This is a genomic window from Bradyrhizobium sp. USDA 4532 (assembly GCF_024171315.1).
GTDB lineage: Bacteria > Pseudomonadota > Alphaproteobacteria > Rhizobiales > Xanthobacteraceae > Bradyrhizobium > Bradyrhizobium australafricanum.
Genome location: NZ_JALJZN010000001.1, coordinates 4,384,640 through 4,411,084, shown reverse-complemented (window position 1 = coordinate 4,411,084; position 26,445 = coordinate 4,384,640). Strand labels below are relative to the sequence as shown.

Sequence of the window (26,445 nt, the reverse complement as noted above, 5' to 3'; positions counted from 1 at the left end):
TTCCGCGATGAATGCCGGGCTGATGAGAAAGGTCAAGACCGGGCTGGTGGCGCACCCCAACGAGCTTGATCGCAAGCGGATCGAGCGCAGCTTGAGCTCCCGCACGCGCTATCTCTACGTCTCGCCGAAGGTGACGCCGGTGAAGGGCGGCTACCTCGTCGAGAGCCCCTGTTGCTCGCGCAATATTGATAAGGACGGCGCGCTAATCGACGTCGCGCTGATTCTTTATGATGGCGTGAGCGGAATTTGGAAGGTGTTTTGCAAGAACCACGCCCAAGGAATCTGGGAATTTTACAGCCTATATCACCGCCTGACTTCAGCGATCGACGAATTGAACACGGATCCGGAGCGTCTGTTCTGGCAATGAGGGGCGGCTTTTGAGGGGTCACAGAGGAGCCACGATGACGCTCACTGCGCAGGAATTGATTGAAATCGAGCAGCTGCTTGCGGCCGACAGGGCCGAGGAGGGGCCGTTTGTCGAGCTGCGGCGCCGCTTTCCGCAGCTTGCTTGTGTGCGCTGTGATGCGTCGGATATGCCGGATCAGCCGTTCCGGCAGTTTGTGCGTTTCGATCTCCATCTGATCGATGGATCGGATCACTGCGTGCAGATTACGGCCGATCCAGCACGGGCGACTGGCATCATATTGGCCAAAAGGAACGCTGCGCAGTGAGCGGCACTGAGCTCGCAGAGCATCCGTGCGATGGCGCGCACAATGTGGAGAATAATGCATCCTTCATCCCACTGTCGGACCCGGATATTACCGTCGCTGAGCTCTCTGCAGTGGAAACCCTGCTGTGTTCGTCGCAGATCTCCAGTGGGCGGATCACTGAGGCGTTCGAGCAGGCTTTCGCGGTCTATCTGGGCCGCAAACATGCCGTTGCGGTTTCGAGTGGTACCATTGGGCTCCTGCTTGCACTGAAGGCGCTCGGGATCGGAGCAGGACATGAGGTCATCGCCTCGCCTTACGCCTTTCGCGAAACCGCGCATGCCATCAGTCTCGCAGGCGCACGAGTGGTATTTGCCGATGTCGACTATTGGTCGGGAACATTGGTTCCAGCGAAGGTCGAAGAGAGGATTACGGCCTGCACGCGGGCGATTGTCGCCGGCAATCCCAACGGTCATCCTGCGCCATGGGCAGAACTGCGGACGGTCGCACAGCGCCACCGGCTGCTGCTCTTGGAGGATTCTACCGAGGCGATCGGGTCGAGCTACAAGGGGGAGCTCGTCGGCCGATTTGGCGACCTGGCCGTGTTCGACTTTGCCCAGCCGGTAGCCCTAAGCTGCGGTGAAGGCGCAATGGTGGTGACGGATGACATCGATATTGCGCTTGGGTTGCGCCGCCATCGCGCCCACTGCCTGGACGAGCGATTCTCAGTCGTCGTCGCGAGCACAGCACCTTACCAGGCTGGCATCAGCGATCTCACTGCTGCCTTGGGGCTGGCGCAGCTGAAGCGTCTCGATGAAATCCTGGAGCGGCGTCGGCTCATCGAGCAGCTCTATAACGCGCATATCCAGTCATTTGAAGGCATCAAGCCGCCTTATGTCGGTCCCGATGTGACGGATGTGAACTGGATGCTCTATCTCGTTCAATTGGGGACACGCTTCACGCGATCCGGTCGGGACGCCATCATCGATGATCTGCGCGCCGCCCAGATTCAGTCCGCTGCCTACAGCCAGCCGTTGCATTTGCAACGCCACTATTTTGACCTCGGCTATCGCCGTGGCGATTTCCTGGTTACCGAAAAGGTCGCTGATCGCGCTTTAGCGCTGCCGTTTCACACCCATCTCACGAACAAGCAGATCGCGTTTATCGTGGAGACCATGAAAGATGCCTCGATCAACGTGGGCGCAGGTGCGGCGATTTACTGAGATGATCGTTGTGCACCACATGAAAGGAGGATTGATTGAGCACAATCGTAGCTCTGGGCGTGCGCGAGATGAGAAATCAATCGAGCGCATGTCATGCGATGCCCCGCGGGCGGATAGATATCCGCATAAATGCGGAACACGTCGCATGCCGCCGCATCATGTACTGTTCGGGAAGCTGCGGGAGAAATGCTCCAGCCTCGCGCTCGCAGAAAGCCTGCTCGATCGTCGCAAAGTGTCGTGCCCACGCCGTGGCTTAAGGCCTACGCGCCAAGATGCTCGAATCCGAGCACGCCACCATCGGTTTCGGCTGGGGTGTCTCGAGTTAGTCAAACAGAGCTTACCATGAACGTACAGGAAGTCATCATTCACGTCCGCTTCGCTCCGAATGGAAGGGTGGTCCAGATCAGCGAACGCCCGGCAAAGCTCACGCCGAACCAATGGTTTGAAGTTCTCAGCGCCCGCGCTAGCTCGGCATATCGACCGCTCGCTCGTGGTCGTGGCATCTTCCGATTGAGCCGTACTACGGTCGAAGCCTTCAAGCAGGAAACTGCGAGGCCGGGATGAGCCAAGCGATGATCCGGAACACAATGGGCGATCAGATCGAGGTTTTTACCGTCTGTCCGGCCGATGCCATCGAGCGGAGTGGCGCCAGGGGCTTTAGCCTGTCGCGTATCGATGATAGCGGCGAGAGCCGGTTGTTTTCCATTATCGTGGTGCGCACCTTCGGCAACGACTATTTTGGCTATGTCAACCGTTGTCCGCATGACGGCGTCTGGCTGAACATCGGATCCGGCGAGTTTTTCTCGGCAGACCATTCCTTTCTCAGATGCGGCCGGCATGGTGCAAGGTTCGAGATCGAGACCGGAGTGTGCATCGATGGTCCCTGCAATGGACAAGCGCTTGAGCCAGTAGCGCTCGCCGTGATCGAAGGTGACGTTTGCCTATGTGGCGTCAAGCTGCTGGAGGAGGATCGGGCTTCCGAGCGCTTCGAGGACAGCGAAGAAACAATGGATATCACGATCCATCCGGATTAACGGCGTATCATTTGGCTGTTGTTCAAGGTGGCTGAGGGATTTTATCGGAGGACGAAATCGTCGCTCCTGAGCGTTGGTGCAGATGGGTATTATGCTCTCTTAGCTTGTCAGAGCGAACGGCAGTCCAACGCATTGCTGCCGGGCGCCAGCGAGCTCCGCCGTACCAACAAAAGGTTGCTCTTACGTCAACTCGCCAAATGGATCTCGCAGGCGGGACGTGCTTCTTGCTGCCGGCCGATAGAACATGTTCAAGAAATGTCCTCGGCGGCTGGAAGTCCGCCGAGGACACCGTCTGGGCTGCGAGAATGGGGAGACCCAGACTGACAGGATCGTTTGGGAGGAACAATGACGATCCTGTGTCAGAAGCTTTTGGCCGTCAGCGACGGCCGGCTTATTTTCTGCGCTGCAATTGCAATGCCAAACGCCTCAATGCGACCTCTCAGCGAGTGGCGCCGCGATCCTCAGCGCACCGCAGGTTTGCGGACGCATGCATGAATGAACACGTGTTCGCTGTTCGGCATTGAGGCGGCAAGTCCGCCTTGACCGTATCGTGCACGGTTGTGGGCGCGATCCAGGTCCGCTGTATTGCGGGTTTCGTGACAGCCGATCAAGTCCAGGCAGCTTAACCTATAGTCTTGAACGCGGGTCTGCGTTCACTCTGACTGTCGGGACGTTTGCGTCAGGCGCTCTCTTGTTGAGGTAAACAATAGATCGGAAACAGCAGAGCGCACATCATGCGTGCGAACGGCCGAAGCAGAATGGGGAGCGTCAAATGCGAAGCCAACGATTGTCCTGTCAAAAAGCAGAAGAGAAACGACATTGTCGGAATTCCAGCATCAACGATGAGGAGCGCCTCGGCAGAGCAAGAGATAGTCGTAAAAACGCGAGGATTCCGCATTTGGTGTGGAACTTGCTTCGGAGCAATCGGATGGTTGAGCAATGTAGGAGCAAAGAGATTGCGATGGTAGGAGAAGACGTTGAAACGAATCAGGAAGGTTGTGCCAGACGTGAGTCATGTGTGGCTGATCTTCAGCGTTTACAATTAAAGTTGCGTTCGCTCATTTCGCCTGCGTTCGCAGGCGCGCGTCGAAATCAGTAGCATCAATCTATCGATGCGGCGTTCGACAGCAAGAGACCCTGTGAGGGCGATGCGAGCCCGGGCCATGTCTCTTTCGGATCGCTCGCACTGATCACAGGATAAGCGCATGGACTCAGAAACCGAATTCGGGCTCCCCCAAATTTATAGGCATCATGTCTTTGCCTGCAACACGCAGCGTCCGCCCACTCATCCGCACGGCAGTTGCGGCGCCTCCGGCGCGCAAGCATTGTGGGATCGCATGGGCAAGGCGATCGAAGCGCAAGGCCTTAACGATATCGGTTTCACGATGGCTGGCTGCCTCGGCTATTGTAACTCCGGTCCCTTGATGGTCGTCTATCCTGACGGAATCTGGTACCGCGCGACTACGCCGGAGGACGTCGATGAAATCCTGGAATCCCATCTCAAGCAGGGTAAACGCGTCGACCGCCTCGTGATGGTGCTAAAGCGCAGCTAAACGCCTTGCTTCGCGCCGCTTGGCCGGGCAATCAAGCATGGACAGCTTCTCCGTCGATGAGCTGTCCCCTCGGCACGTCGGTCGGCTCACGATGACCGGGCGGCCCTCAGGCGTCGGGACGTGCGAACAGCGCGTCATGGAGCTTGTCGTTATGGCGCTCTTTGAGATGTTCGGTGAGACGGGCCCAGATTAGAGCGCTGCTCGTGCCCGGGCGCTGAACCTTGAGCGTCAACTCCCTTGTCAGCCTATCATTGTCACGGCGCAGCGCGGCGCCTTGAATTTTCAGACCCGATCAGCAACTGGCGCGGTCGCAACGCCTGACAAAGCAAGAACGTGTTTCTTTGATGGCTGTTGGATCAATCTGTTCGCGTCACTCTATTGTCTGGTACGCTGCACGGGGCAAGCGCAAGGAGCGGATGGCGCTCACTTTCTTCGCGAGACGACGCGTCTTTGACACGCCATCTCGCTCGCGGATGAACTGCGGTGCGGTTGAAGGACGCGCTCGATGGCTCGCCGCGTCCGGATTGACAACCTTGTCTTCTTCTCTGGACCCTATTCTGACGTCAGAACTTGTAAGCGATGCCGCCGCTGATGAGCCATGGGTCGATATTGGCGCGCCCGGAGACGGGAATCGCATTGTTTACGGTCGCAGAATAGTCTGGCCGCAGCCACAGCTTTTTCACGTCGAAGTTGAGGCCCCAGTGACGGTCAAGCATGTAATCGAAGCCAAATTGGACCGCCGCGCCGAACTTGTTGCTGATGTGCAGATCCGTCACGGTAAGGCCGGCGAGCGACGTATTGGCCGCCGACTGATTGAAGAATGCGGTGTAGTTGATGCCTGCGCCGATATAAGGCTTCAGTGGGCCGAAATCGTTGAAGTGATATTGCAGGGTCAGCGTCGGCGGCAATAGCCAAGCTTTGCCGATATCGAGTCCATTAAGCGTGCCAGTGCCGTTGATGTGATGGCGGGTCACGCCGAGAATAAGTTCAGCCGCGATGTTATTCGTGAAGAAATAGGTGATGTCGAGCTCCGGTATGGCTTGATCGCTGATCGATAGCCCGGAGTTGGGAGAAGACAGCGAGGGCACTCCTGCGACGTGGACTGAACTGCCTGCGGTATCCGGCAAAACGCCGAGCACCCGCAGGCGGATCATCCATGGATTGAACGGTTCGATCGGGGGCGCTTTGTAATAAACTGGCGCCGGACCGAGATCTGCAGCCTGTGCCGAGATGCTGGCCAACGAGATCGCGAGCGTGAGGAGCGACGTCGTCGTCAAAATTGTTCTTGTTCTCATCGAATTCTCCATTCCAAAAGTCGCGCGATAAGGCGCGCGGGATCTCTGTCACACATGACGAGCGGCGGAGGATTTGATGCGGATCAAAAAGGTGCCTGGCTCACAGCAATTATGCGGCTGAGTTGCATAAGAAGCACGGCTATCGAAGCGTCGTTGTCTTTGCTTTATAGCTGTTCGATTCATAGCCTGTGCTGAGTCTCAATCTCTTCAGGAAATTGTTTGGTGGCTTGATGCCTTATCCAGTCCCGTTGTGCCATCGCGATTAAAGTGGCAACGCAGCAACCCCGCACATTGCAGGGCCGGTAGAGGCAGCATTCACCCGAGGGGCAATATCGGCAGATCCGTGTTACGGAGCAGCCAGGTTGGCCCTCTCAGCGAGGGTCCGAGTCGGCGGTCACGAACCAAGCCGGAAGCAGAAAAATGTGGTTCTTCGCATCAAAGCCTTCTGTCCTAGCCTCACGTTTGCGGACAGCGCGTCTCGTTTGCGTCATGCGCACATCCATCGAGATCATCTGGGGTCTTGCGGCCAAGCAGCGACAGCACGAGCTCATGATCGAATCCGGCGCATCGTGATCCGTCGACGTCGATCAGAGGTCTGCGTATCAGGAGCGGATCGTCTAACATCAACGCTAGTGCGCGCTGGGCGTCAATCATGGCGGGATTGACTTCGCCTGATTTGATACGGGGGGCCGCTTGGTTGAACCAGGAGGCGACCGGGGTATTGCCGAAGAAGCGGCGCAGTTCTTCCGAAGCCCACGGCTCCATCAAAACATCTTTGGCTATGATGTCGTGACCGGCAGCGTTGAACGCTTGAATCTGACGCGCGTTGGTCGCGCAGCCGGGCTTTTGATAAAAGATGATTGTCGCCATGTCATACCTATGTTGGCAGGGCTGAGCTGAGCGATGGCCATGTCGCTGCTGCGTTCGACGCCCATTCGATGGTCTTGCCAATTATCTTCAATGTCGGTCGGCTAAGCGCCGCTGGTATCCGCTGTCCGGTCAGTCTGGATCACAACCGACATTGTCGCACCGCTCAAGTCCCAGAGAGCCGGTTCACGAGAGGAGTAGCAAGTCCCATTCCGTGGCTGAGGATATGGGACAGCCCATGCAAATGGGCTTCGCGTCGGCGGTTGCCGCTCTTGTTCGTTTTCTGACAGCCGCGCTGACCGATAGATTCCAAAACAGCCAGGCGCACTCGCGGGCAGGTGGCTTTTTAAATGTAATCAAAGACTTGGGCAGCGCTTACGAGCGTTGGCACGGCGGTTGCTAATATCGGGCAGCAACACTGAGTGAGGGCTGAGTGCACGCCGACGCGTAAGACGAGCGATGTGCTCCTTCCCTTGAACCCGTGTGCCCCGTTTCTGAGAGAGAGAAACAAGCTCGCGCGTCAGAGGCGCGCAACTTTTGGCAAATCGGTTGATGGAGAGCAACATGTCTTCACTAAGGCAAATCGCGTTCTACGGAAAAGGTGGCATCGGCAAGTCGACGACTTCCCAGAACACGTTGGCGGCGCTGGCCGAGATGGGTCAGAAAATCCTGATTGTCGGGTGCGATCCTAAAGCGGACTCGACCCGCTTGATCTTGCACGCCAAGGCGCAGGACACGATTCTGAGCTTGGCGGCGAGCGCCGGCAGCGTGGAGGATCTTGAACTCGAGGACGTGATGAAGGTCGGCTACAAGGACATCCGTTGCGTGGAGTCGGGTGGTCCTGAGCCGGGCGTCGGCTGCGCCGGTCGTGGCGTCATCACTTCGATCAACTTCCTCGAGGAGAACGGCGCCTATGAGAACATTGACTACGTATCCTATGATGTGCTCGGCGACGTCGTTTGCGGTGGCTTTGCGATGCCAATCCGTGAAAACAAGGCGCAGGAGATCTATATCGTGATGTCCGGTGAAATGATGGCCATGTATGCCGCCAACAACATTTCGAAGGGTATCCTGAAATACGCCAACTCGGGCGGTGTGCGGCTGGGCGGCCTGATCTGCAATGAACGACAGACGGACAAGGAATTGGAACTGGCGGAGGCGCTGGCCAAGAAGCTAGGCACTCAGCTGATCTACTTCGTGCCGCGCGACAACGTGGTGCAGCATGCCGAACTCCGCCGCATGACGGTGCTTGAGTATGCGCCCGATTCGAAGCAGGCCGATCACTATCGCAATCTCGCTACCAAGGTTCACAACAATGGCGGCAAGGGCATCATTCCGACTCCGATCTCCATGGACGAGCTCGAGGACATGCTGATGGAGCATGGCATTATGAAGCCGGTCGACGAATCCATCATCGGCAAAACTGCCGCCGAGCTCGCGGCCGAGTAAAGGTCGTGAGTCGCGGCCTTGCGAAGGCGCGCGACGGATGCCGGCCTCCCTCACCCCCCATCCGGGGAGGCCGGCATTCTGATCAGCGCCCCCCGGCCGGGACCAGGATGCGGCGGCGCAAACCTGGCCGCTATAGAGACCCACAAAATCATGTCCGAAGTGCACTTCCTTCCGTTTATGGCTGCTTGTGAGCCTGATGCGAGCAGTTCCAACGGAATTGTAGCCTACCGCCTCCTCACCGGCGTACTTCCTGCGGATGCCGACATTGCCAGTGACGGTCATTTCGACCGCCACGCTTTGGCATCTATTCTGGCGGCTGCCACGATGGATGGTGGCGCTCTTCCGGAGAAGACTGGCCTATCGGGCGATGAACTCGCGGCTTTGCTCGCGCAGTACTTTCCCTCACTTGAGGTCGAACTCCCCGATGAGCTCCTGAGGTCCAAATGCAACGAGAACGACGAAATCGCAATGGTGCGCGATCTTCTCCTGAAGCACCGCTCGACGGAAGGAGATCTCGGCCGCTGGCTGGCTGCCATGATCGCCCGACGAGCCATCGAACCAGACCATCTATGGGAAGATCTCGGATTGCGCAATCGTGGCGAGCTCTCTCGGCTGCTCAGCCGTCACTACGCGCCGCTCGCCGCGCGCAATGTCAACAATATGCGTTGGAAGCGTTTCTTCTATCGCATGCTTTGCGAGGATGAAGGCCTCGCGATGTGCACAACACCAGTGTGCACGCAATGTAACGACTTCAACCTTTGTTTCGGCGAAGAAAGCGGTGAGAGCCGGATGGCCGAGCGCCGGCGCGACCAGTTGCTGGAGGCGGCTCGCCAGCGGGTCACCGCTGATTGGCCCATCTGACTTGCCACAAATGTTCTCGTGCGTTGCAGCGCGACAACGCTTCCAGGATCTAGCGATCCCCGCGGCATGTCATCGTGCGGATAAACGCCGCTTTAATGCGAGCAAGTGACCATGGATCCAAGACATGCCGGCCAGAATTGCTCCGGGATCAATCGCCAACATCGCGTCGCGCTGCAATCGGGTTGGCTTTCGAACTCGACTTGGGAATGGCAAAAGCGCCCTTTTCATGAGCCAGTCGCGTTTGCGGCAATCCATTGGCGGGAGGAGGTTAAGGAAGGAAGCGTAGATTTTCAATCCGTTGGCAGGGATAGCGCAGTGGCATGCGGGTTGCTGAAATGGATGTGGTCAAAGATAAGGAGCCAGCCTGCGTGATCGCCTCTAGCGACGAACCCTCATGGTTCGATCAAGAACGCGCGAAGCCGACCGTGCTTAACGATACGACGCTAAGGGACGGGGAGCAGGCGCCCGGTGTTGCGTTCACCACGAAGGAAAAGCTGGCGATCGCGCAGGCGCTTGCGCGGGCCGGGGTCACGGAGATCGAGGCGGGAACGCCCGTGATGGGCAATGAGGAAATCACAGCAATCCGCGCCATTGTCGAAGCAGATCTTCCGCTGACGACGATAGGCTGGTGCCGGATGAGGAAAGCGGACGTCGATGCGGCGATTGAAGCCCGGGTGTCCATGATCAACATGTCGATCCCGACTTCCGATGTGCAGATCGCAGCCAAGCTCGGCGGTCATCGCAGCCTGGCACTGGAACAGGTGAGGCAATTGGTCGGCTATGCTCGTCAGAAGGGGCTTCAAGTTTCTGTGGGCGGCGAGGACGCTTCGCGCGCCAACGTCGAGTTTCTGATCCGGCTGATTGCAGTCGCAAAAGCCGCGGGCGCGCGTCGTTTTCGTGTTGCAGATACGCTCAGTGTGCTCGATCCCGACGCAACCTACGCGCTGGTCAGGAAACTGCGTGTGACCACCGATTTGGAACTCGAATTTCACGGCCACGACGATCTCGGACTCGCAACCGCCAATACACTCTCAGCCATCAAAGCTGGCGCGAGCCACGCTTCAGTGACCGTCATCGGGTTAGGCGAGCGGGCCGGAAATGCGCCGCTTGAGGAAGTCGCGGTCGCACTCAAGCAGCTCTACGGGCGCGAGACCGGCATCATACTTCCGGAGCTCGAGAACGTCGCCGCACTGGTGGCTGCAGCGGCCGCGCGTGCCATTCCTCTGAATAAGGCCATCGTTGGAGAGTACGCATTTACGCACGAATCCGGCATTCATGTCGATGGCCTTTTGAAGGATCAGCGCACCTATCAGTCGCTTGATCCGGCTTTGCTTGGCCGCCGCAACCGCTTTGTGATCGGCAAGCATTCCGGACTTGCGGCGATTACGGCGTTGCTCGATGAACTCAAGCTGGCCGCCAGCGCCGATCAAGCCAGACAGATCCTGTCGCAGGTTCGCAAGCATGCGATCGAACACAAGCTGCCGGTCGAGCGCAAAACGGTGGCGGCGATCTGGCGCGACGTGTGCGGATGCCCAGCCACCCAAAGCGGGTGAAGAGCCGTGCTTAGCATCGTTTGCGCCGACTATTCGACAGACCAAGTGCGTCGCAAGGAGGCCATCCGATGCCACTGATTGGCGCGAAAATGCCGCACTTCCGCATGCCAACTCGCTGGTCGCAAATCTGCGCTCCGGTTATTACGGGCTATTCCGGCATTCATGCTGTGATCTGCAATCCGGCAGCGAGCCGTCCGCGGACTGCCAAGCGACGTCTTCTCTTGAGGCTGCCGTCCCGCCCGACCACCGGTCGGACGAGCATCAGCACCGATTGCGGTTTGGCCGTTCATGTCCCTTCCTCATCCGGGCTGCCGTCGCCGTCCGCCGAACCTGCAGATCTGGATAGCGAAGTTGAGCGCGTAGGCGCTCCAGGGCGGGCGTTGGCGATGCGCACCCGCTGCACGAGGTAGAACCCCGGCAATATCATCAGGCGCTAAGAGTATCTAATTTGGCGTCCGAAGCAGATCCAAAGGAGACCTTTCGATGATCAACTCATCCCCGGCAGCCCCTATTCTGGACCGGCTTAGCAACGCCTCGTCGGCAGAGGAGTTCTTTTCGCTGCTTGGCGTCGATTATGATCCAAAGATTGTAAATGTCGCGCGCCTTCACATCCTAAAGCGCATGGGACAATATTTCGCCAAAGAGCAATTTTTTGGCGCCACAGAGCCGGAAATCAGAGCTCGGTGCAAAGCGATGCTGGAGCAGGCTTATGCTGATTTCGTGGCATCGCGGCCGATTGATCAGCGAGTATTCAAGGTTTTGAAGGATGCGGTTGCAGGCCCAGGCAAACCGACAGCCTTTGTTCCGTTGAGCGAGCTGAAGTGACTTCGCGCTCCACCGCAATGAGGTGTTCTCTAACGATTGCCGTGCGGTCTGAAAGCTCCTTCATCAGATCATCTATCTGCCAGCCATGACCCGAGCGACGCTGTCGCATTCCCGACCCATGTCCGGACTGATCGTGTCCAAGGCCCTGAGCGAGCATTTAAGTGTCTGTCAAATCATTGCTTCCGCCTGACTTTCGATGGTTCTTGCAAGTGGTACGACACTTGCTGTTGTCGTGCCTATCCCGTCATCGATGCTGACAGATGGCGGTCGTCCGAGATGAAAAGAAACACCTATGACACTGCTTCTACCGCCTACCGAGCGATGCGGAATGATCTCGCGGCTCACGCTCGCGCCCGGTCCGTTCGATATGGCCTTTGATGCGGACGAAGCCGACACCGACCGTGAGATGGTGGTCAGTGGCTAAGTCGTCCGTTGCGCAACATCTGGAGAGGGCATGTACATAGTCGTCAGCGTCGAGCGAGTCCGCGGTTGCGCGCAAAGTGGCATTCGTCGCAACGCGGATAGCAACATGCGTCCGGCGGAGGCGCCAAGCGCGGCCGATGCAAGGTGCCGGGGCTGGAGGCTGACCACGCAGTGCATGAAAGGTGTGCAGCTCCGATCGCCTTGGTGGTCGCACCCGGTGCAGAGCGCTGGGCCGAAAGCGAGGCGCCGATACTGCAGAGCAGGCGGACGCAACAACTCTTCCGGGCACAGATGCCGTAGCGGCGTCGCCGGCACCGTGGCGCTTGTCGAACCGAGCGCGCGAGGCACTACCGTCGAGGACATCTCTGGCTCTGGCCCGCCCGGAGCGTCTACGTCGATGACGAGTTTTACTGCCTGGTCGGTTTGCACCAGGCGGGCCGGGCAACCGAGCAGCCGGCCACTTGCTGATCAGAACTGATCCTCAGTCAACTGAATCTAGATACAAACCTGTGGCGCGGGCGCGCGTATTCTTGAGGGGACTTTAAAGCATGAGCAATGTCACCAAAACGGCTGTGCCTGCGGCGGCCGGCCGGGCAGCAGCCAAGAAGGAACTGCCGGAGCACTTTAAGGCCTACAAGCATGTCTGGGTTTTCGTCGAGCTGGAGCGCGGCCAGGTGCATCCGGTTTCCTGGGAGCTCATGGGAGCGGGGCGCAGGCTTGCCGACAAGCTGAAGGTGAATCTCGCCGCGGTCGTTGTCGGCCCGGAGGGGCAGTCCACCCGTAACGCCGCACTTGAATCCTTTTGCTATGGGGCCAATCTGACCTATCTCGTGAGCGACAACGTTTTGGCCGATTACCGCAATGAATCCTATACCAAGGCGCTCACCGAACTCGTCAATACCTACAAGCCCGAGATCCTGCTGTTGGGCGCGACCACGCTGGGGCGCGATCTCGCGGGTTCCGTGGCGACGACTTTGTCAACGGGACTCACTGCCGACTGCACCGCGCTCGATGTCGACGCCGATGGTTCTCTTGCGGCGACGCGTCCAACCTTTGGCGGCTCGTTGCTCTGCACGATCTATACCTTGAACTATCGTCCGCAGATGGCAACAGTGCGCCCGCGGGTCATGCCGATGCCTGAGCGCGTCGAACGTGATGCGGCCCGTATCATCGTCCATCCGCTCGGCCTTGTCGAAGACGATATTGTCACGAAAGTTCTGTCGTTCCTCCCAGATCGTGATTCCGAGACATCAAATCTGGCCTATGCCGACGTCGTGGTTGCAGGTGGCTTGGGACTGGGATCGCCTGAGAACTTCCGGCTGGTGCGCGAGCTCGCAACTCTTCTTGGCGCTGAATATGGCTGCTCGCGTCCTCTGGTGCAGAAGGGGTGGGTTACGTCTGATCGGCAGATCGGTCAGACCGGCAAGACGATCCGGCCAAAGCTCTATATTGCGGCCGGTATTTCCGGCGCGATCCAGCACCGGGTGGGTGTCGAGGGGGCGGATCTGATCGTCGCCATCAATACTGACAAACGTGCTCCGATCTTCGACTTCGCCCATGTTGCGATCGTCAGTGATGCCATGCAATTGCTGCCGGCGCTGACGGCGGCATTTCGCGCTCGGCTCTTGCCGAATTCGCGCGCCCGGATCGCGGTCTAGAGGAGATGATGATGATCGAAGAGAGGTTCGATGCCATCGTGGTAGGAGCCGGTATGGCTGGTAACGCGGCGGCGCTGTCCATGGCCAGGCAAGGCATGAAGGTGCTGCAGCTCGAGCGCGGCGAATATCCTGGATCGAAAAATGTGCAGGGCGCAATCCTCTACGCGGACATGATGGAAAAGCTAATCCCCGAGTTTCGCGAAGAGGCGCCGCTCGAACGTCATCTGGTTGAGCAACGGTTCTGGATGATGGACGACCGCTCGCATGTCGGGATGCATTACCGCTCGGACGACTTCAACGAGGAGCGGCCGAACCGTTACACGATCATACGCGCGCAGTTTGACAAATGGTTCTCGTCAAAGGTGCGCGAAGCCGGCGCGACCGTGCTCTGCGAGACGACCGTGACGGAGCTCGTACGGGACGAGCGTGAAAGGATTGTTGGCGTTCGTACAGATCGCCGCGACGGCGAAATACATGCCGATGTCGTCGTGCTCGCTGAAGGGGTCAATGGTCTGCTTGGGACGCGCGCGGGCCTGCGCGCGCGGCCGACACCCGATAACGTTGCGCTCGCCGTCAAGGAAATGCACTTTTTGCCTCGCGAGACTATCGAAGCGCGTTTCAATCTTAAGGGCGAAGAAGGCGTCGTGATCGAAGCGGCGGGCACCATTTCCCGCGGTATGACCGGAATGGGTTTCATCTATGCCAACAAAGAGTGTATTTCGCTGGGCATCGGTTGTCTCGTCGCCGATTTCCAGCGCACCGGCCAGACGCCCTACGGCTTGCTCGATCAATTCAAAAGGCATCCCTCTGTGTTGCCTCTGCTAGCAGGTTCCGAAGTCAAGGAATATTCGGCGCATCTCATCCCTGAAGGAGGCTACAAATCGATCCCGCAGCTCTACGGGGAAGGCTGGGTAGTCGTTGGCGATGCGGCGCAACTCAACAATGCCGTTCATCGAGAGGGGTCCAATCTCGCGATGACCTCAGGTCGCATAGCGGCCGAAGCGATCGGCCTGGTGAAATCGCGCGGCGAGCCGATGACAGCGACAAATCTGTCGCTCTACAAGAAGATGTTGGATGAGTCCTTCGTCATTAAGGACCTCAAGAAGTACAAGGATTTGCCGCCCCTGATGCATACTCACTCACAAAACTTCTTTCTCACCTATCCGCAGCTCATCTCTAAGGCAATGCAAAACTTTGTGCGGGTCGATGGTACGCCCAAGGTTGAGAAGGAGAAGGCGACCTTGAAATCCTTTGTCAAGGCGCGCTCATGGATGGGGCTGTTCGGCGATGCATGTCGTTTTGCGCGAGCCTGGCGCTAATTATCAACAGTGTGAGTTCCAAGTATGGAAGGACAGAGCATGGATGCCGAAGCCTCGGTGCGCGTAGAAGACAAGCTATATTACAACCGCTACCTTGTCGACATTGGTCGTCCTCACGTAAAGGTTCGCGCACACACGTCCCCATCGCCGCAGCTAGTCGCGCTTTTGAAAGCGTGCCCCGCGCGATGCTATGAGCTGAACGATGAGGGGCGGGTCGAGGTGACTGTTGACGGCTGTATCGAGTGCGGTACCTGTCGGGTGATCGCCGAGCCCACCGGCGATGTCCAGTGGAGTTACCCGCGCGGCGGATATGGGGTGCTGTTCAAGTTTGGCTGAGGGTAAGGTGAGGATGGAACGAAGCCGTGGTACGAACCGCCCCTAAGCGTCGTGATATTAGCATCTTTCGCGCGTTCCGCCTCTGGCACGGTGCGCGCAATTTGAGCTAGACACGTATTAAGGTAACAGGACCGGTGTGGCGATACGGAACGGCGCCACACCCTGTCGATCGGATGGCAGAAGAGGAGTCAGCCCGTTGCCTGGGATGGGCTCGGCCGAACGGCTTCGATAGCAATCGCCACTGACTGGACGATAGCAGCAGAGCGCACGGCAGTGAGGATCACTTCGGAGCTGAGGCCCGCAGCTCGCAGTGTCTTCTCGTGGGCATCGATACAAGCACCGCATCCGTTTATGGCGGAGACAGCAAGTGACCATAGCTCGAAATCAGACTTGTCAACACCCGGACTGCCAATCACGTTCATGCGCAGCCGTGGCGGCATTGTCTTGTATTCCGGATTAGAGGCGAGGTGAACGAAGCGGTAGTAGACATTGTTCATCGCCATCACAGCGGCCGCAGATTTCGCTGCCGCGATCGCCACGGGCGTCATCACAGCGACCGCGGCGGATTCCATTGCGGCAATGACGTCTGCATTGCGGGTCGCAATCGCGCTCGCCAGCAACAGCCCGTATTGCCGCTGCGGCGAGAGTGTCTCATCGGCCATCAAGGACGTCAGATTGAGTCTGACGTCCTTGGCGAAATCGGGGATCTTTTCGTTCAACTGTTCAATCGACGACATGCTGCCTCAAGCGACCTTCAGGACTTCGCCGCCGATTTCGCGGTTGCAGGGACAGAGCTCGTCGGTTTGGAGGGCGTCCAGCACGCGCAGTGTGTCCTTGGGGCTGCGCCCGACGTTGAGATTGGTCGCATAGACGTGCTGGATCGTGTTGGCGGGGTCAACAATATAGGTGTAGCGATACGCGACCCCTTCGGGGGAACGCACACCAAGGCCATCGACCAGGGTCCCCTTTGTGTCGGCAAACTGCCAGATTGGTAAATTGTGCAAGTCGGAATGAGAGCGTCGCCACGCAAGCTTGCAGAACTCGTTGTCAGTCGAGCCGCCCAGTACCACTGCATCGCGGTCGACGAATTCCTTGGAAAGCCGGGCAAACTCGGCGATTTCGGTCGGGCAGACGAAGGTAAAGTCCTTGGGATAGAAGAAGATGATCTTCCATTTTTCTGGGAAGCTGGCTTCGGTCAACGTCTCGAATGCACTCTGCCCATCTTCCTCCTGCGCCTGAAAGCCAGGCTTCACGCCTGTGATCTCGAACGGCGGCAATTGACTTCCAATTCCAAGCATACGGTCCTCACACGTTTGTTTTCCGGACATGGTGACCACGCTGGTGAAGCAAACGATATGCCATCAGTTCTCAAGAGCCGATTGTCCTAGTTGCGCCGCGCAGCGACTTGGCTGCAGAGTTCGCCTCGCGCATCAAGGCCGCTCGAAACGGCAGGTGATCACCAAGCTACGAGGATTTGCCGCATCTGAAACAGGAATGAACCCACCCAGGCTCGCTGCGGTGGCAATGAAGGCTTGAAATCCACGTAGCGTCAGGTTGTAGAGTGTCAACGCACATGCGGCTATCGTTCTGAGGCGTCATGACCACGAGGAAAGGCTTCGATATGTCAGGTTCTTTGGTGGTGCGCTGGAGCATGTTGATGTGCAGGCATGGCCCGGCCGGTTGTAGCTAATGTGAGGACATAAACTGAAGAGTCGAGACGAAGCAGAATCTGAACAGATCCCGAAGGTCCAGCGGCAATGGGGCGGCCCGGATTCTGTCCCGAGGTGCCGCATGCGACCTTGGCCGGGAGGAGGGCCGAACGCCGCTGCCTTTCGAATGGCAGTATCCGGCCGTCGTTTCTCTTGAATTGTTTTGAGGGGTGCCCTGGGGGCCGGAACGCCCTCTGCAGCAGCCAGGGTTGGGCAGATCTGAGTAATGCGCGCTCGTAGCGGGGCGCGATGACAGTCGCTTTTGTTGAATTTGACGATCTTGGCATCCGGCTTCTTAGGCCGGAGGCTCTGTGATTGATCGCACCGAAGCGCGAGCTGGTGCAGCTGTGAAGAGTCATCTCATCAAAGGAGAATGGTGTGGAACCGGTCTATAACGATCCGAACTATTGGATGCGCTGGTACGCTGAGCAGCAGGAGCTGCAGCGCGCGCAACAAGAGGCAGAGGCCGGTCCTTCGGATCAAGCTGGCTTCGAGCAGCAGTTGGGTGGGCTGCAACTCCGTTCCCCTGAGGAGAGTTCGCCTGAGGCTGGTTCGCCCGACGCTCCGGCCGCACGCTCGCATGGAAATCTGCAGCGCGCGGACATTGGTGGTTCGATGCGGATGCCCACAAGGTCCAACCTGCAAGACAGTTCGTTCAGCAGCACGCGTTACAGCGTCGACGCTCCGCACGCTCATCTGGGTTCGTCTGCAAACGATTACCGGTCTGACTTGCGGGACAGGCCATTTAGCAGCATGCGCTACGCAGCGCCCTCGGAAGCACAATCGATGGCCCGGAGGAACGATAAAAAGTCCCGAGGACTGTTCTCTAAGGTCAAATCAGGCTTAACCAAATTCTTTGGAGCAAGCCGTCGTGAGAAGGAGGCCGGCGGCCCACCGTCTGATGAACTCTACTCGGAGCTTCGCATCGACTTTGCAAAGCGCAGTCGCCCGTCCGAAGCGGACCTGGAGCTGATTGAAGAATTCAAGACGGCATTGGGTAGCGCGAACCGTAAGACCAAGACCATCGAGAACTACGTGACGGTTCTTCGAATGTTCAGCGAGTTCCTCCGACCCAAAGGCATCACGCTAAAGGACCTGCTTGGCAACGCTGATCGGCTAGCCGCCTATAAAGATGAATTTATGAAGGTGGCCAGCGCCAACAGCAGGAACTATGTGGGTGGAGCATTGGAAACACTCCGGAATTTCCAGGCTGGAAATCCCATTCCGGCCCCGGCCTTTGTGAATACGCGAGAGCAACCGATGCATCCCCAGGACGAGCGGATGATCCACCAGTTCGTGGAAAACGTCAAAGACTACAGAATTACTCCCGATGGTACCAGAGGCCGCGGGACTGGAAAGGTCCCGGCTGCTACGATCAAGTCCAATGTGCAGGCGCTCAATACGTTTGCTCGTTGGCTCCGAGCACAGAATAAGGGGCCATTGGCTCTTCGGGCGTTCAATGAACCAAGGTCGCTCGCCGACGACATCGACGAGTACGTCGAAGCTGGCGGTGATGATCGTGACCGCCTCAGCGCGGCGTTATCTCATCTGCGCAGGATCGGGGCTGACGGGCTCCAAGCTGTCGGTGCCGGGGCTCGGCTGATGGGACGCGAAACATTGTCGGCTCATCCGGAGGATATCTCCACCATCGATGACTTTTTGACCGACGCTCTGTCCAAGCTTGGATCTGACGCGACCAAGAAAGAGAAAGCCGCCGTTTCGACGATGGTTTCCCGGCTACGCTCCTTTAGTGATTGGCTTCAGAGGGAGGGCAGGCCAAGCATCATGGATCGAATCGACGGCAATGCTGCGCAGAAATCGTCATTGAACGCAGATTATGCGGCATTCTGTAAAGCGACAAAGCGGACGGCCCCACTCGATCCCTTTAGAGAATACCTAGGTCTCGAGCCCCAACAAGGATTTCGTCCTTACGACGACGACGCCAGCCTCATCGCGGGCCTTGCCAACGAAGAGCTGAGCAAGCTCGACCCGAGTTCCCAGAATAGGAGAAAAGCCATTCAAAGTACTGCTTCGGCGCAACGCAAGTTCAGTGATTGGCTCCGCACAGAGGGCAAGGCGAGCATCGCGAGCCGAATCAACGGCAATAATGAGCAGCAACGCTCGCTGGATGCAGACTACCGGGCTTACGCCGAAGCCAACGGGAAATCTGGCGTGACGCTCAAGAAGCTCAGGCAGTATGTGCAAGTCGTCGAGGCAAACAGAGCGCTGGGTGTACCCTTTCCTCAGCAAAGAGCAGGCTCGGACTCAACCTCCACCTCGACCTGGATACGAGATTTGCCGACGCCGCCGTCCGAAAGTGAGTGGCCGCCGGTGTTAGGCCCGTTTGGCCAGGCCGGCTTGCATGAGCAGGCTGGGGCGAGCTCGACTTGGTCCCCGCAACTGCCGTCCTATTTCGACTTTCCAACGCCGATGGGCGAGCCAGCTCGGTCCTCAGACATCTATCGGGGTCTCGGTTCTTTGGTTGACCTGCCGTCCACACCGCAGGACATGCGTGACGATGCCCAGTCAGGGTCGGTGCAGAGACCTCCGTTCTTCATCGGGCCATCGGGTATGCCTCAAGAGCTCGAGGACATCGGATATCTCGTTGGCGAGGATTGGCAGCATGGCTCACAGCCGGTGCCGGATTTCCTGCTCGATGTACTGGACAATAAAATGCTGTTGCCGACTTCGCGAATGGCTCCCCAGCCGGTCTCCATCAACGGGGAGACCTACTCCATCACGTTGGGTCCGCGAGGACGCCGCGACGCTCAGCTGATCCATCATGCTGGCCCATCCTCGGTTCCTAAGACCCGGGTCGCTGGTTCGGCTGCGGGTGCCTCTGCCGGCGACCGCAGCGGACGGGTTCTCGGAGCGAGGGAATGGCTGGGCGACGAGCATATCCAGCGGGACTACGAACTCCTGGCGCAGGAGTTGTGGGCGAGCAATCCAAACCTCGCCGCCAGGACTCGGTTCGTCGATCCTCTCATGGCCTTTCGGGTGGGCCAGGGGACCGATGCCGACGCGCTAGTCGCATTCCATCTCATTGTCGACGATCGGGATGGCAACGATACAGCCGACTTCCTGTTCTTGCCGGTCAATGATGCCAGCGCCACGGACCTCGATCGCCGCGGTTCCCATTGGTCGTTGCTGCTGGTGGACCGCCGCGATCGCGACGGGCCGGTTGCCTACCACTACGACTCAGCTCAGGGATACAATGACAGACCTGCAGCAATGCTCGCAGCGCGGATGGAAGCCGATCTGCAAGGCGCCTCCATGCGCCAGCAGAGGAACGGCTACGACTGCGGTGTCTTTGTGGTCGACGGTACGCGGGCGCTGGTCAGGCGGCTCGCGGGAAGACGGCAGTCAGACCTCAGTCTCACCAATCTCGTCATTGATCGGCAGGCACTGCAAAACCGGCTGAGGGGCTGAAATCCGCCTCGACTGAATAGCGCCAAGTTGATTGAACTGCGACTTCTCGCCGGCTGAACGTGCACGATCGGAGCCTTCGCAAAGCATCATGGTGTCTCGTAACGAGGAGCGGAGCCCGGAGCTAAGGCTGTTTTCAGAGGCGGCGAAGGAGTCCGACGGGCGATTTCGGAGCGGCGTGTCCGGTGGTCGTACTGTCGTCATCAAGCGCTCCGGTATCATAGTGCCTAAATAGTCGCAGCTGGGAATGAAAGCCCAGCTGCGCGCCAGGCGCGTGGAGATATCGCGCCACCATCGCTGAACGATTTGGCGATCGCAAAATAGCAACGTGCCAACATCACCTGTGAAAGTTCGCCAAGCGGCAAGACATCTAACTAGAACGGCTGTCAGAAGTGGTACGTCACGGGCGACTGGGTCGACGAATTCGGCGCGCAGGCGGCCGGTTGCTTGCTGCCGGCAAAATGTGCTCATCGCGAGGAGATCGACCAGGTCGCGAAGCGCGCGGAAAGCGATAGCTGCGGCCTTCGCGAGTCCATTTGTATCGAGCTTATAGACAAAGCTGCGCTGCCGACTTGCTCGGAAATCGAGATTTCTCGCCCTGACGCAATGTCCCCTGCGACCAGGCCGGGTACCGTGTGCGCCCGTCAAGTGTCGCCGGATGATGCCGCCGACGCGTACAGACTCGCCGCGCGAGATCCTGGGCTGAGTCGCCCTGTAGCATATCTACATCGTCTGGTCGGTCGAAGGCAGCCGCAATATGCTTCGGATCTATCTCATCAAGATTGTCGCTCACTGTCGTACTCCGATTGCTGTTCGTTTCTCGTATCGGCGCTTACCCGTCGAACGCCTCCTGTTGATGTTGAGGGCCCTGCGAGCAACCGCTCGGGGACTGCGACCGGCACGGCGCGCGCGACCTCGGCGAATACGTCAATGCCATTGCTGAGCCGTAGCGCATCAAAGGAGCGACGCGGGATGCGGGCCAGAAGCGGTACGCCCGAACGGCCAGTTTCGAGAGCCAGGACCAAGGTGACCTCAGCATCGTCGAACGGCAGAGAGGCTTTGATGCGTGCCGGAAAGACATTGAGGATGGAGCTGGCGCGCGGCGGCTCGCACGCGATGCTGACATCGCCGGCTGCGACGCGCAGCCGCAACTGCGCGCCCGGCCTAAGCGGCGATCCAGGGATCAACAGGCGCGCACCTTTGAGGCGGAGGATGATCAGCCCATAGCGCCCGTCATAGCCGCCGACCACGGTATCAAGGCAGACTGCCGCATCGCCGCGCGCGGCAAGAGCCGGGGCGATCTGAACGACATTGAGTGGCCCGGCCGCAGTCACAACGCCATCTTTCATCATGACGAGATGATCGGCAAAGCGCTCGATGTCAGCCATGTCATGGCTGACATAGATCATGGGTAATGGGAGCTCTTCCCGCATGCGCTCGAGAAACGGCAATATCTCGCATTTAGCGGAGCGGTCGAGCAAAATGAGTGGGTCGTCAAGCAAAAGTAGCCGAGGTTGTGCCAGCAGCGCGCTGCCCAGGGCAAGGCGCTGTCGCTCGGCGTCAGAAAGATGCGACGGCGAACGCTCGAGCAGCGGGGTAAGGGCGAGCAATTCGACCACGCCATCAAAATCGATCAGTGTCGGTTTCGATTTCGACGCGTTGAACAGAAGGGTGCGCTTGACGGACAAATGCGAAAAAAGAATTGGTCGTTGGAATACATAAGCGACGGGACGCAGATGAGGCGGCCGAAACGTCGTCTGATCTTGCCAAATCTCACCATCGATTGCGCAAAATCCACCCGGCAGACGCTGCACGCCGGCGATGCAGCGTGCGAGCGCGGTCTTGCCGCAGCCAGGCGGCCCGAAAATAGCCGTGACGCCTTTGGCTGGTGCGCTGAATTGGGCCACTAGCGGGATGTTTGCGAGAGAGCCGTTGAAGGCGAATTCGATATAGCCAGGTTTTGCTTCTCTCACGTGCCCGCGCCTGTGATGCATCTTTCTACCAAGATCACGAGCGGAATCGCCGCGATCACCATGCCTCCGAGAATCCAGTCTGTTCCGCTCCAGCGCGGTGTCTCCGCCCCCAAGAGGCCATAACGCATGGCTGCGGCGTTACAGATCGATGGTGTTAGGACGAGCGGCTTGTTGGGCATCTCCGAGCCATCGATGATCGTGGCAATCGGAAGCTGCCCTGCGCGCTTGCCGATCACACAGGGAGAGCCAAATTCCAGCATCGTGGAATGCTCAGCCGGCTTGGCCGGACCGAGGGGGTTCGTTGCAAGCTGAAATGGCGCCGCTTGTGTCGTTGGGCGGGAAGGCTGTCGGCTCGCGCCAGAGCTCAAGATTGGCTCTGGGGCCGAAATCCGCTCCGATGACGCCACAGTTTTGGTAGCAGATGTGAAGGCTGCGCCAGCACCCCTAATCGTAGCTTCAGCGTTCCCGGGCGCAAGCAGCATCAAAGTCAGATCGATCAAGATCAATCGGATAAGTCTCACTTTAGACTCCGGGTCCGCTGCGACCGCTTTCTTCGCGGCAGCTCGTTGATCCTTGCCGAGCAATCCGCGTGCCGTTCCCAGGAATATGGTGCGCGGCTGGCGGGGCAAAGGGGCTTCGCATCGTTCTCCTGCCCGGCGTCCTAGATGGACGTATCTTATGGTAAGGTTTTGGACGCTCGCGTCATCAACCGCACATGCAGGGCGATGAGATGGAAGCTGGGCGCGGTACCATCGTCACTTACGCTGGAGATGGTGCGTTGGCGAACATGCGGCCGTCAAACTCGCCAATAATGCACAAGGCGATGTGATCCAGTTTGTCAGACCTTACCGATCTGCCGGAGGAGAGAAGGGGGGCTCATTGGCAACCTGAGGGACTTGACTGGCTATCTAGAAGCTTTCGTGATCGCCTGGACGGATATCTCACGGATGCGAGTTATCGCTAGGTCATGAGCATTCAGAGCCAGCCCAGTTCGTAGCCGCACGCGATCGTCCCAGCAACCCGAGGGGGAGGCGTCACGCGCGAACTTATGATCGATCTCCTGGTCACATCAGCACCCAGGTGGATTCGGTTGCGAACGATCAACGGTGCCGCTGCGTGGAATATTCTCTCATTAGGAGCAGCACACCGCAACACCATTGCTCCATTGCGCATCAACTCCCGCATCAAGGTATCGAGACTACGACGTTGCGTTCCCGGTGCAGACGGGTTCGACCGGCAGGGTCGTCTGCAACGATACCGACAGAGGCTTGATCATTGGCTGCCCATCGATCGCACCGCACGGAAAGTCAAAGAGCTGTCGACCAAATGATGTACGTCTAACCAGCGGCACTTAGCGTCCGGTTGCAATTGCCGTCGAGGCCGAGGCGCGCGATCTGACAACGAAGATCATCACCTATCTGATGAGCTGCAACAATCACGACAGCTATGGCGAACGAAGAGGCGAGCGCTGCATCCTTGAATGTGGTGGCAGTAGGAGCCAATCGGTTGCCTTTGGCATCTTCATGCTGCCCCGGCAGTTGTTGGAGCCGGAGTTCACGTCTTTCAGCATACTGGCCTGAAATCAACCACTAGACCACGTGCGATATGCACTTTGTGTTCGACCTCCGACCAGCTGTGCGTTGAACAGTCACAGATCTTGGTGCTCAAACGACGTTGAGATCGAAAGAGCCGGCACGCCCCGCATCGGCTGGCATGGCCCCTGCATATCACCGGCGGCCGAGCAGCGATCGGACATTGGTCAGGTCGCCGCGGTTGGCACGAGCTTGTCATTTTCGTGGGATGAAATGCGACCTGGAGTTCTTGTAGCGCTTGCGATGCTGGTCCAGCCGGAATCTGCTGCCGCGCACGCCCTGGCCGACGAAATCGCCCGTCCGCCGCTAGTTCAGTCCGATTATGAGCGAGCGCTGACGATCGGCGATCGCTATGGCCAACTCACCGTCAATGTACCCGAAGTGCCGTTCTGGCTGCCAGAGGGCGAGTCGTTCGTCTACCGACGTACAACCCAGGGCAAACGCCAGTTCATGCTGGTGAATGCTGCCACAGGTGTAAAGCGACCAGCTTTTGATCAGATTCGCCTCGCGGCGGCGCTAAACAAGAGGAGCCATAAGAACTACAAAGCCGACGATCTGCCCTTCGCCCGCTTCGAGCTGGCCGATAGCGGTCAAAGGCTCAGTTTCGAAATCGAGAATACCCGCTGGAGCTGCGAACTTGCGAGTTATGTCTGCACAAGCATGCAGGTCCATCAGGGGCTGAGTGCTGACGACACGCTACCTGCCGTCAATCATTCGTCGAAGACAAGTACATCTCCCGACGGGAGATGGGACGCCTATATTAGAAACTACAATATATTTCTGCGCAGCAAGGACGGCCTGCAGGACATCCCATTGACCTGGGACGGATCAGAAGGAAACTACTATGCTTTGTCGACGTTAAGATGGTCTCCGGACTCAATTCGCCTGGCTGCTTATCGGATCCGTCCAGGCGACCAAAGGAAGATTCATTACGTCGAATCGTCTCCAACTGACCGGATTCAACCCAGGCCTTTGTCGATGACATACGCAAAGCCGGGTGATGCCCTGGCGTTGTCCCAGCCGGTGCTCATTGATGTCGTCAGCCGGCGCGTGATCGCAATCGACAGCGCCGCTTTCCCAAATCCGTATAAACTCTCGCCGATCAAGTGGTGGAAGGACGGACGTGGCTTTACCTTCGAATACAATCAACGTGGGCATCAGCTCTATCGACTTGTCGAGGTGGACGCCGCCACCGGGCAGGTGCGCTCCTTGATTGACGAGGTCAGCGAGACCTTTATCGAGTACGGGCGTCTGCAGCCACGTACTGGAAAGACCTTCCGGTACGACGTTGAGGATGGCAAGGAGATCATCTGGGCGTCCGAGCGCGACGGGCATGAGCACCTGTATTTGTTCAATGGCCGGACCGGTGAGCTCAAAAATCAGATCACCAGAGGAGATTGGGTGGTCCGCGCGGTCTATTATGTCGATCCGATCAAACGCCAGATCTGGTTTGGCGCCAGCGGGATGAACCCTGGGGAGGATCCCTATTTCGTCCACGCCTATCGCATCGACTTCGATGGGAGGGGACTGACTGCGCTGACGCCTGAGCAGGCCAATCATCACATCGAGTTCTCACCGAGCGGACGCTACTATGTCGACCTGTGGTCACGCATTGACTTGCCGCCGCGCATGGTGTTGTACCGGGCCAGCGATAATTCCGAACTTACGGATGTCGAGCGCGCCGATATAAGAGACCTGATCGGCGTCGGTTGGAAGCCGCCACTGAGCTTCACTGCCAAGGGGCGGGACGGCAAGACCGATATATGGGGCGTCATTCACCTGCCGGTCAACTTCGATCCAAACAGGAGATATCCGGTCGTCGAGGACATCTATGCCGGACCACACAGATCCTCCGTTCCGAAATCTTTCTCGACCCGCGTCGAACCGCTCACCCAGTTGGGATTTATCGTTGTTCAGATCGATGGCATGGGTACGAATAACCGCTCGCGCGCGTTTCATGACGTTGCTTGGAAGAATCTGAAGGACGGCGGCTTTCCCGACCGAATCCTGTGGCACAAGGCGGTCAGCGCAAGATATTCTTGGTATGATATCTCCAATGTCGGCATCTTTGGCACGTCCGCCGGCGGGCAGAATGCGGTGAGCGCGCTGCTGTTTTATCCTGAATTCTACAAAGTAGCCGTGGCCAACAGCGGCTGCTACGACAACCGCATAGACAAAATCTGGTGGAACGAACAGTACATGGGTTGGCCGGTCGGCGTCGAATATTCGCAGTCTTCGATGATCGACAACGCACATCGGTTGCAGGGTAAGCTGATGCTTGTCGTCGGCGAAATGGACCAAAATGTCGATCCGTCCTCCACGTTGCAGCTTGCAGATCGGCTGATCAAGGCGGGAAAATTCTTCGATATGCTTTATGTGCCCGGCGGCAATCACGGAACACCGGGCAATTATGCCGAGCTCAAGCTGCTGGACTTCTTTGTTTGCAACATTCTCGGTCAGAGAACGCCGAACTGGAATGCCGCAATGAGCGAGCTGCCGAAGGGAAAATAAAGCGGTGATGGCGTAAGGACGCCTGATCATTTTGGTCGCTTCGCTATCGCCATGACACTTCGCACGACGGCTCTCCCGAAACTCGGGCTCTGTAGCATTTCAGGCAAAACGGCCATTCACAACCGAATGGCTTCTTAAGAAGCTCATCGCGGCTGAGGCGGCAATTTCAGCTTGCAGCCTCCGGAAGCTTG

Annotated in this window: 21 protein-coding genes; 14 read left to right on the top strand and 7 right to left on the bottom strand. The window is 58.2% G+C overall.

Annotation, left to right across the window (positions count from 1 at the left end; translation table 11 throughout):
• Positions 1-7: 7 nt before the first annotated feature.
• The 5 genes from J2R76_RS20125 to J2R76_RS20100 all read left to right on the top strand — a co-directional run bounded on the left by J2R76_RS20125 (position 8) and on the right by J2R76_RS20100 (position 4,457).
• Positions 8-367 (top strand): DUF3024 domain-containing protein, encoded by a 360-nt coding sequence (locus tag J2R76_RS20125; RefSeq protein ID WP_253624737.1) that lies wholly within the window; start codon positions 8-10, stop codon positions 365-367.
• Between the two features lie 34 nt (positions 368-401).
• Positions 402-671: a hypothetical protein gene (locus J2R76_RS20120; protein ID WP_253624735.1), complete on the top strand. Its 270-nt coding sequence runs from the start codon at positions 402-404 to the stop codon at positions 669-671.
• Positions 672-715: 44 nt separating this feature from the next.
• On the top strand, positions 716-1,870 hold the full coding sequence (locus J2R76_RS20115) for a DegT/DnrJ/EryC1/StrS aminotransferase family protein (RefSeq protein ID WP_253626053.1): 1,155 nt from the start codon (positions 716-718) through the stop codon (positions 1,868-1,870).
• Positions 1,871-2,430: 560 nt separating this feature from the next.
• A complete protein-coding gene (locus J2R76_RS20105) occupies positions 2,431-2,904 on the top strand; it encodes a Rieske 2Fe-2S domain-containing protein (protein ID WP_253624732.1) in 474 nt (157 codons plus the stop codon).
• A 1,205-nt stretch (positions 2,905-4,109) separates the two neighbouring features.
• A complete protein-coding gene (locus tag J2R76_RS20100; RefSeq protein ID WP_253624730.1) occupies positions 4,110-4,457 on the top strand; it encodes a ferredoxin in 348 nt (115 codons plus the stop codon).
• 563 nt (positions 4,458-5,020) lie between these two features.
• On the opposite strand, the gene J2R76_RS20095 is transcribed toward J2R76_RS20100, so the two are convergent.
• Together J2R76_RS20095 and J2R76_RS20090 are read right to left on the bottom strand one after the other, a co-directional pair.
• Complete coding sequence (locus J2R76_RS20095; protein WP_375166517.1) at positions 5,021-5,764, bottom strand: OmpW family protein; 744 nt, start codon at positions 5,762-5,764, stop codon at positions 5,021-5,023.
• Between the two features lie 444 nt (positions 5,765-6,208).
• Positions 6,209-6,622, bottom strand: coding sequence for an ArsC/Spx/MgsR family protein (locus J2R76_RS20090; RefSeq protein ID WP_253624728.1), 414 nt, complete (start codon positions 6,620-6,622; stop codon positions 6,209-6,211).
• 561 nt (positions 6,623-7,183) lie between these two features.
• On the opposite strand from J2R76_RS20090, the gene nifH reads away from it, so the two are divergent.
• From nifH to J2R76_RS20055, 7 genes are all read left to right on the top strand, one after another.
• Positions 7,184-8,068 (top strand): nitrogenase iron protein, encoded by an 885-nt coding sequence (gene nifH, locus J2R76_RS20085; protein WP_253626052.1) that lies wholly within the window; start codon positions 7,184-7,186, stop codon positions 8,066-8,068.
• A 150-nt stretch (positions 8,069-8,218) separates the two neighbouring features.
• Positions 8,219-8,929, top strand: coding sequence for a nitrogen fixation protein NifQ (locus J2R76_RS20080; RefSeq protein ID WP_375166516.1), 711 nt, complete (start codon positions 8,219-8,221; stop codon positions 8,927-8,929).
• Between the two features lie 320 nt (positions 8,930-9,249).
• On the top strand, positions 9,250-10,482 hold the full coding sequence (gene nifV, locus J2R76_RS20075; protein ID WP_253624727.1) for a homocitrate synthase: 1,233 nt from the start codon (positions 9,250-9,252) through the stop codon (positions 10,480-10,482).
• 483 nt (positions 10,483-10,965) lie between these two features.
• The gene (gene nifW / locus J2R76_RS20070; protein WP_253624726.1) at positions 10,966-11,307 is read left to right on the top strand and encodes a nitrogenase stabilizing/protective protein NifW; all 342 of its coding nucleotides are present in this window, start codon (positions 10,966-10,968) and stop codon (positions 11,305-11,307) included.
• Between the two features lie 971 nt (positions 11,308-12,278).
• Entirely contained in the window at positions 12,279-13,388 is a 1,110-nt protein-coding gene (locus J2R76_RS20065; protein ID WP_253624725.1) for an electron transfer flavoprotein subunit alpha/FixB family protein, read from the top strand.
• An 11-nt stretch (positions 13,389-13,399) separates the two neighbouring features.
• Positions 13,400-14,707 carry an FAD-dependent oxidoreductase gene (locus J2R76_RS20060; protein WP_253626050.1) on the top strand — a complete coding sequence of 436 codons (1,308 nt, stop codon included), beginning with the start codon at positions 13,400-13,402 and terminating at the stop codon, positions 14,705-14,707.
• 39 nt (positions 14,708-14,746) lie between these two features.
• Entirely contained in the window at positions 14,747-15,043 is a 297-nt protein-coding gene (locus J2R76_RS20055; RefSeq protein WP_253624724.1) for a ferredoxin family protein, read from the top strand.
• 188 nt (positions 15,044-15,231) lie between these two features.
• Here J2R76_RS20055 and J2R76_RS20050 read toward each other — a convergent pair whose 3' ends face one another.
• Together J2R76_RS20050 and J2R76_RS20045 are read right to left on the bottom strand one after the other, a co-directional pair.
• Positions 15,232-15,780, bottom strand: coding sequence for a carboxymuconolactone decarboxylase family protein (locus J2R76_RS20050; RefSeq protein ID WP_253624723.1), 549 nt, complete (start codon positions 15,778-15,780; stop codon positions 15,232-15,234).
• A gap of 6 nt (positions 15,781-15,786) precedes the next feature.
• On the bottom strand, positions 15,787-16,341 hold the full coding sequence (locus J2R76_RS20045) for a peroxiredoxin (RefSeq protein ID WP_253624722.1): 555 nt from the start codon (positions 16,339-16,341) through the stop codon (positions 15,787-15,789).
• Between the two features lie 789 nt (positions 16,342-17,130).
• On the opposite strand from J2R76_RS20045, the gene J2R76_RS20040 reads away from it, so the two are divergent.
• Positions 17,131-20,181 (top strand): Ulp1 family isopeptidase, encoded by a 3,051-nt coding sequence (locus tag J2R76_RS20040; RefSeq protein ID WP_375166515.1) that lies wholly within the window; start codon positions 17,131-17,133, stop codon positions 20,179-20,181.
• On the opposite strand, the gene J2R76_RS41090 is transcribed toward J2R76_RS20040, so the two are convergent.
• From J2R76_RS41090 to J2R76_RS20030, 3 genes are all read right to left on the bottom strand, one after another.
• Entirely contained in the window at positions 20,116-20,826 is a 711-nt protein-coding gene (locus J2R76_RS41090) for a DUF2478 domain-containing protein (RefSeq protein ID WP_375166514.1), read from the bottom strand. The genes J2R76_RS20040 and J2R76_RS41090 overlap by 66 nt on opposite strands.
• A gap of 128 nt (positions 20,827-20,954) precedes the next feature.
• Positions 20,955-22,151: a molybdenum ABC transporter ATP-binding protein gene (modC, locus tag J2R76_RS20035; RefSeq protein WP_253624721.1), complete on the bottom strand. Its 1,197-nt coding sequence runs from the start codon at positions 22,149-22,151 to the stop codon at positions 20,955-20,957.
• Entirely contained in the window at positions 22,148-22,411 is a 264-nt protein-coding gene (locus J2R76_RS20030) for a hypothetical protein (RefSeq protein ID WP_253624720.1), read from the bottom strand. Before J2R76_RS20030 ends, modC begins: the two co-directional genes overlap by 4 nt.
• A 1,575-nt stretch (positions 22,412-23,986) precedes the next feature.
• Between J2R76_RS20030 and J2R76_RS20025 the strand changes: the two genes are divergently transcribed.
• Positions 23,987-26,254 carry a S9 family peptidase gene (locus J2R76_RS20025; protein WP_253624719.1) on the top strand — a complete coding sequence of 756 codons (2,268 nt, stop codon included), beginning with the start codon at positions 23,987-23,989 and terminating at the stop codon, positions 26,252-26,254.
• Positions 26,255-26,445: the final 191 nt, after the last annotated feature.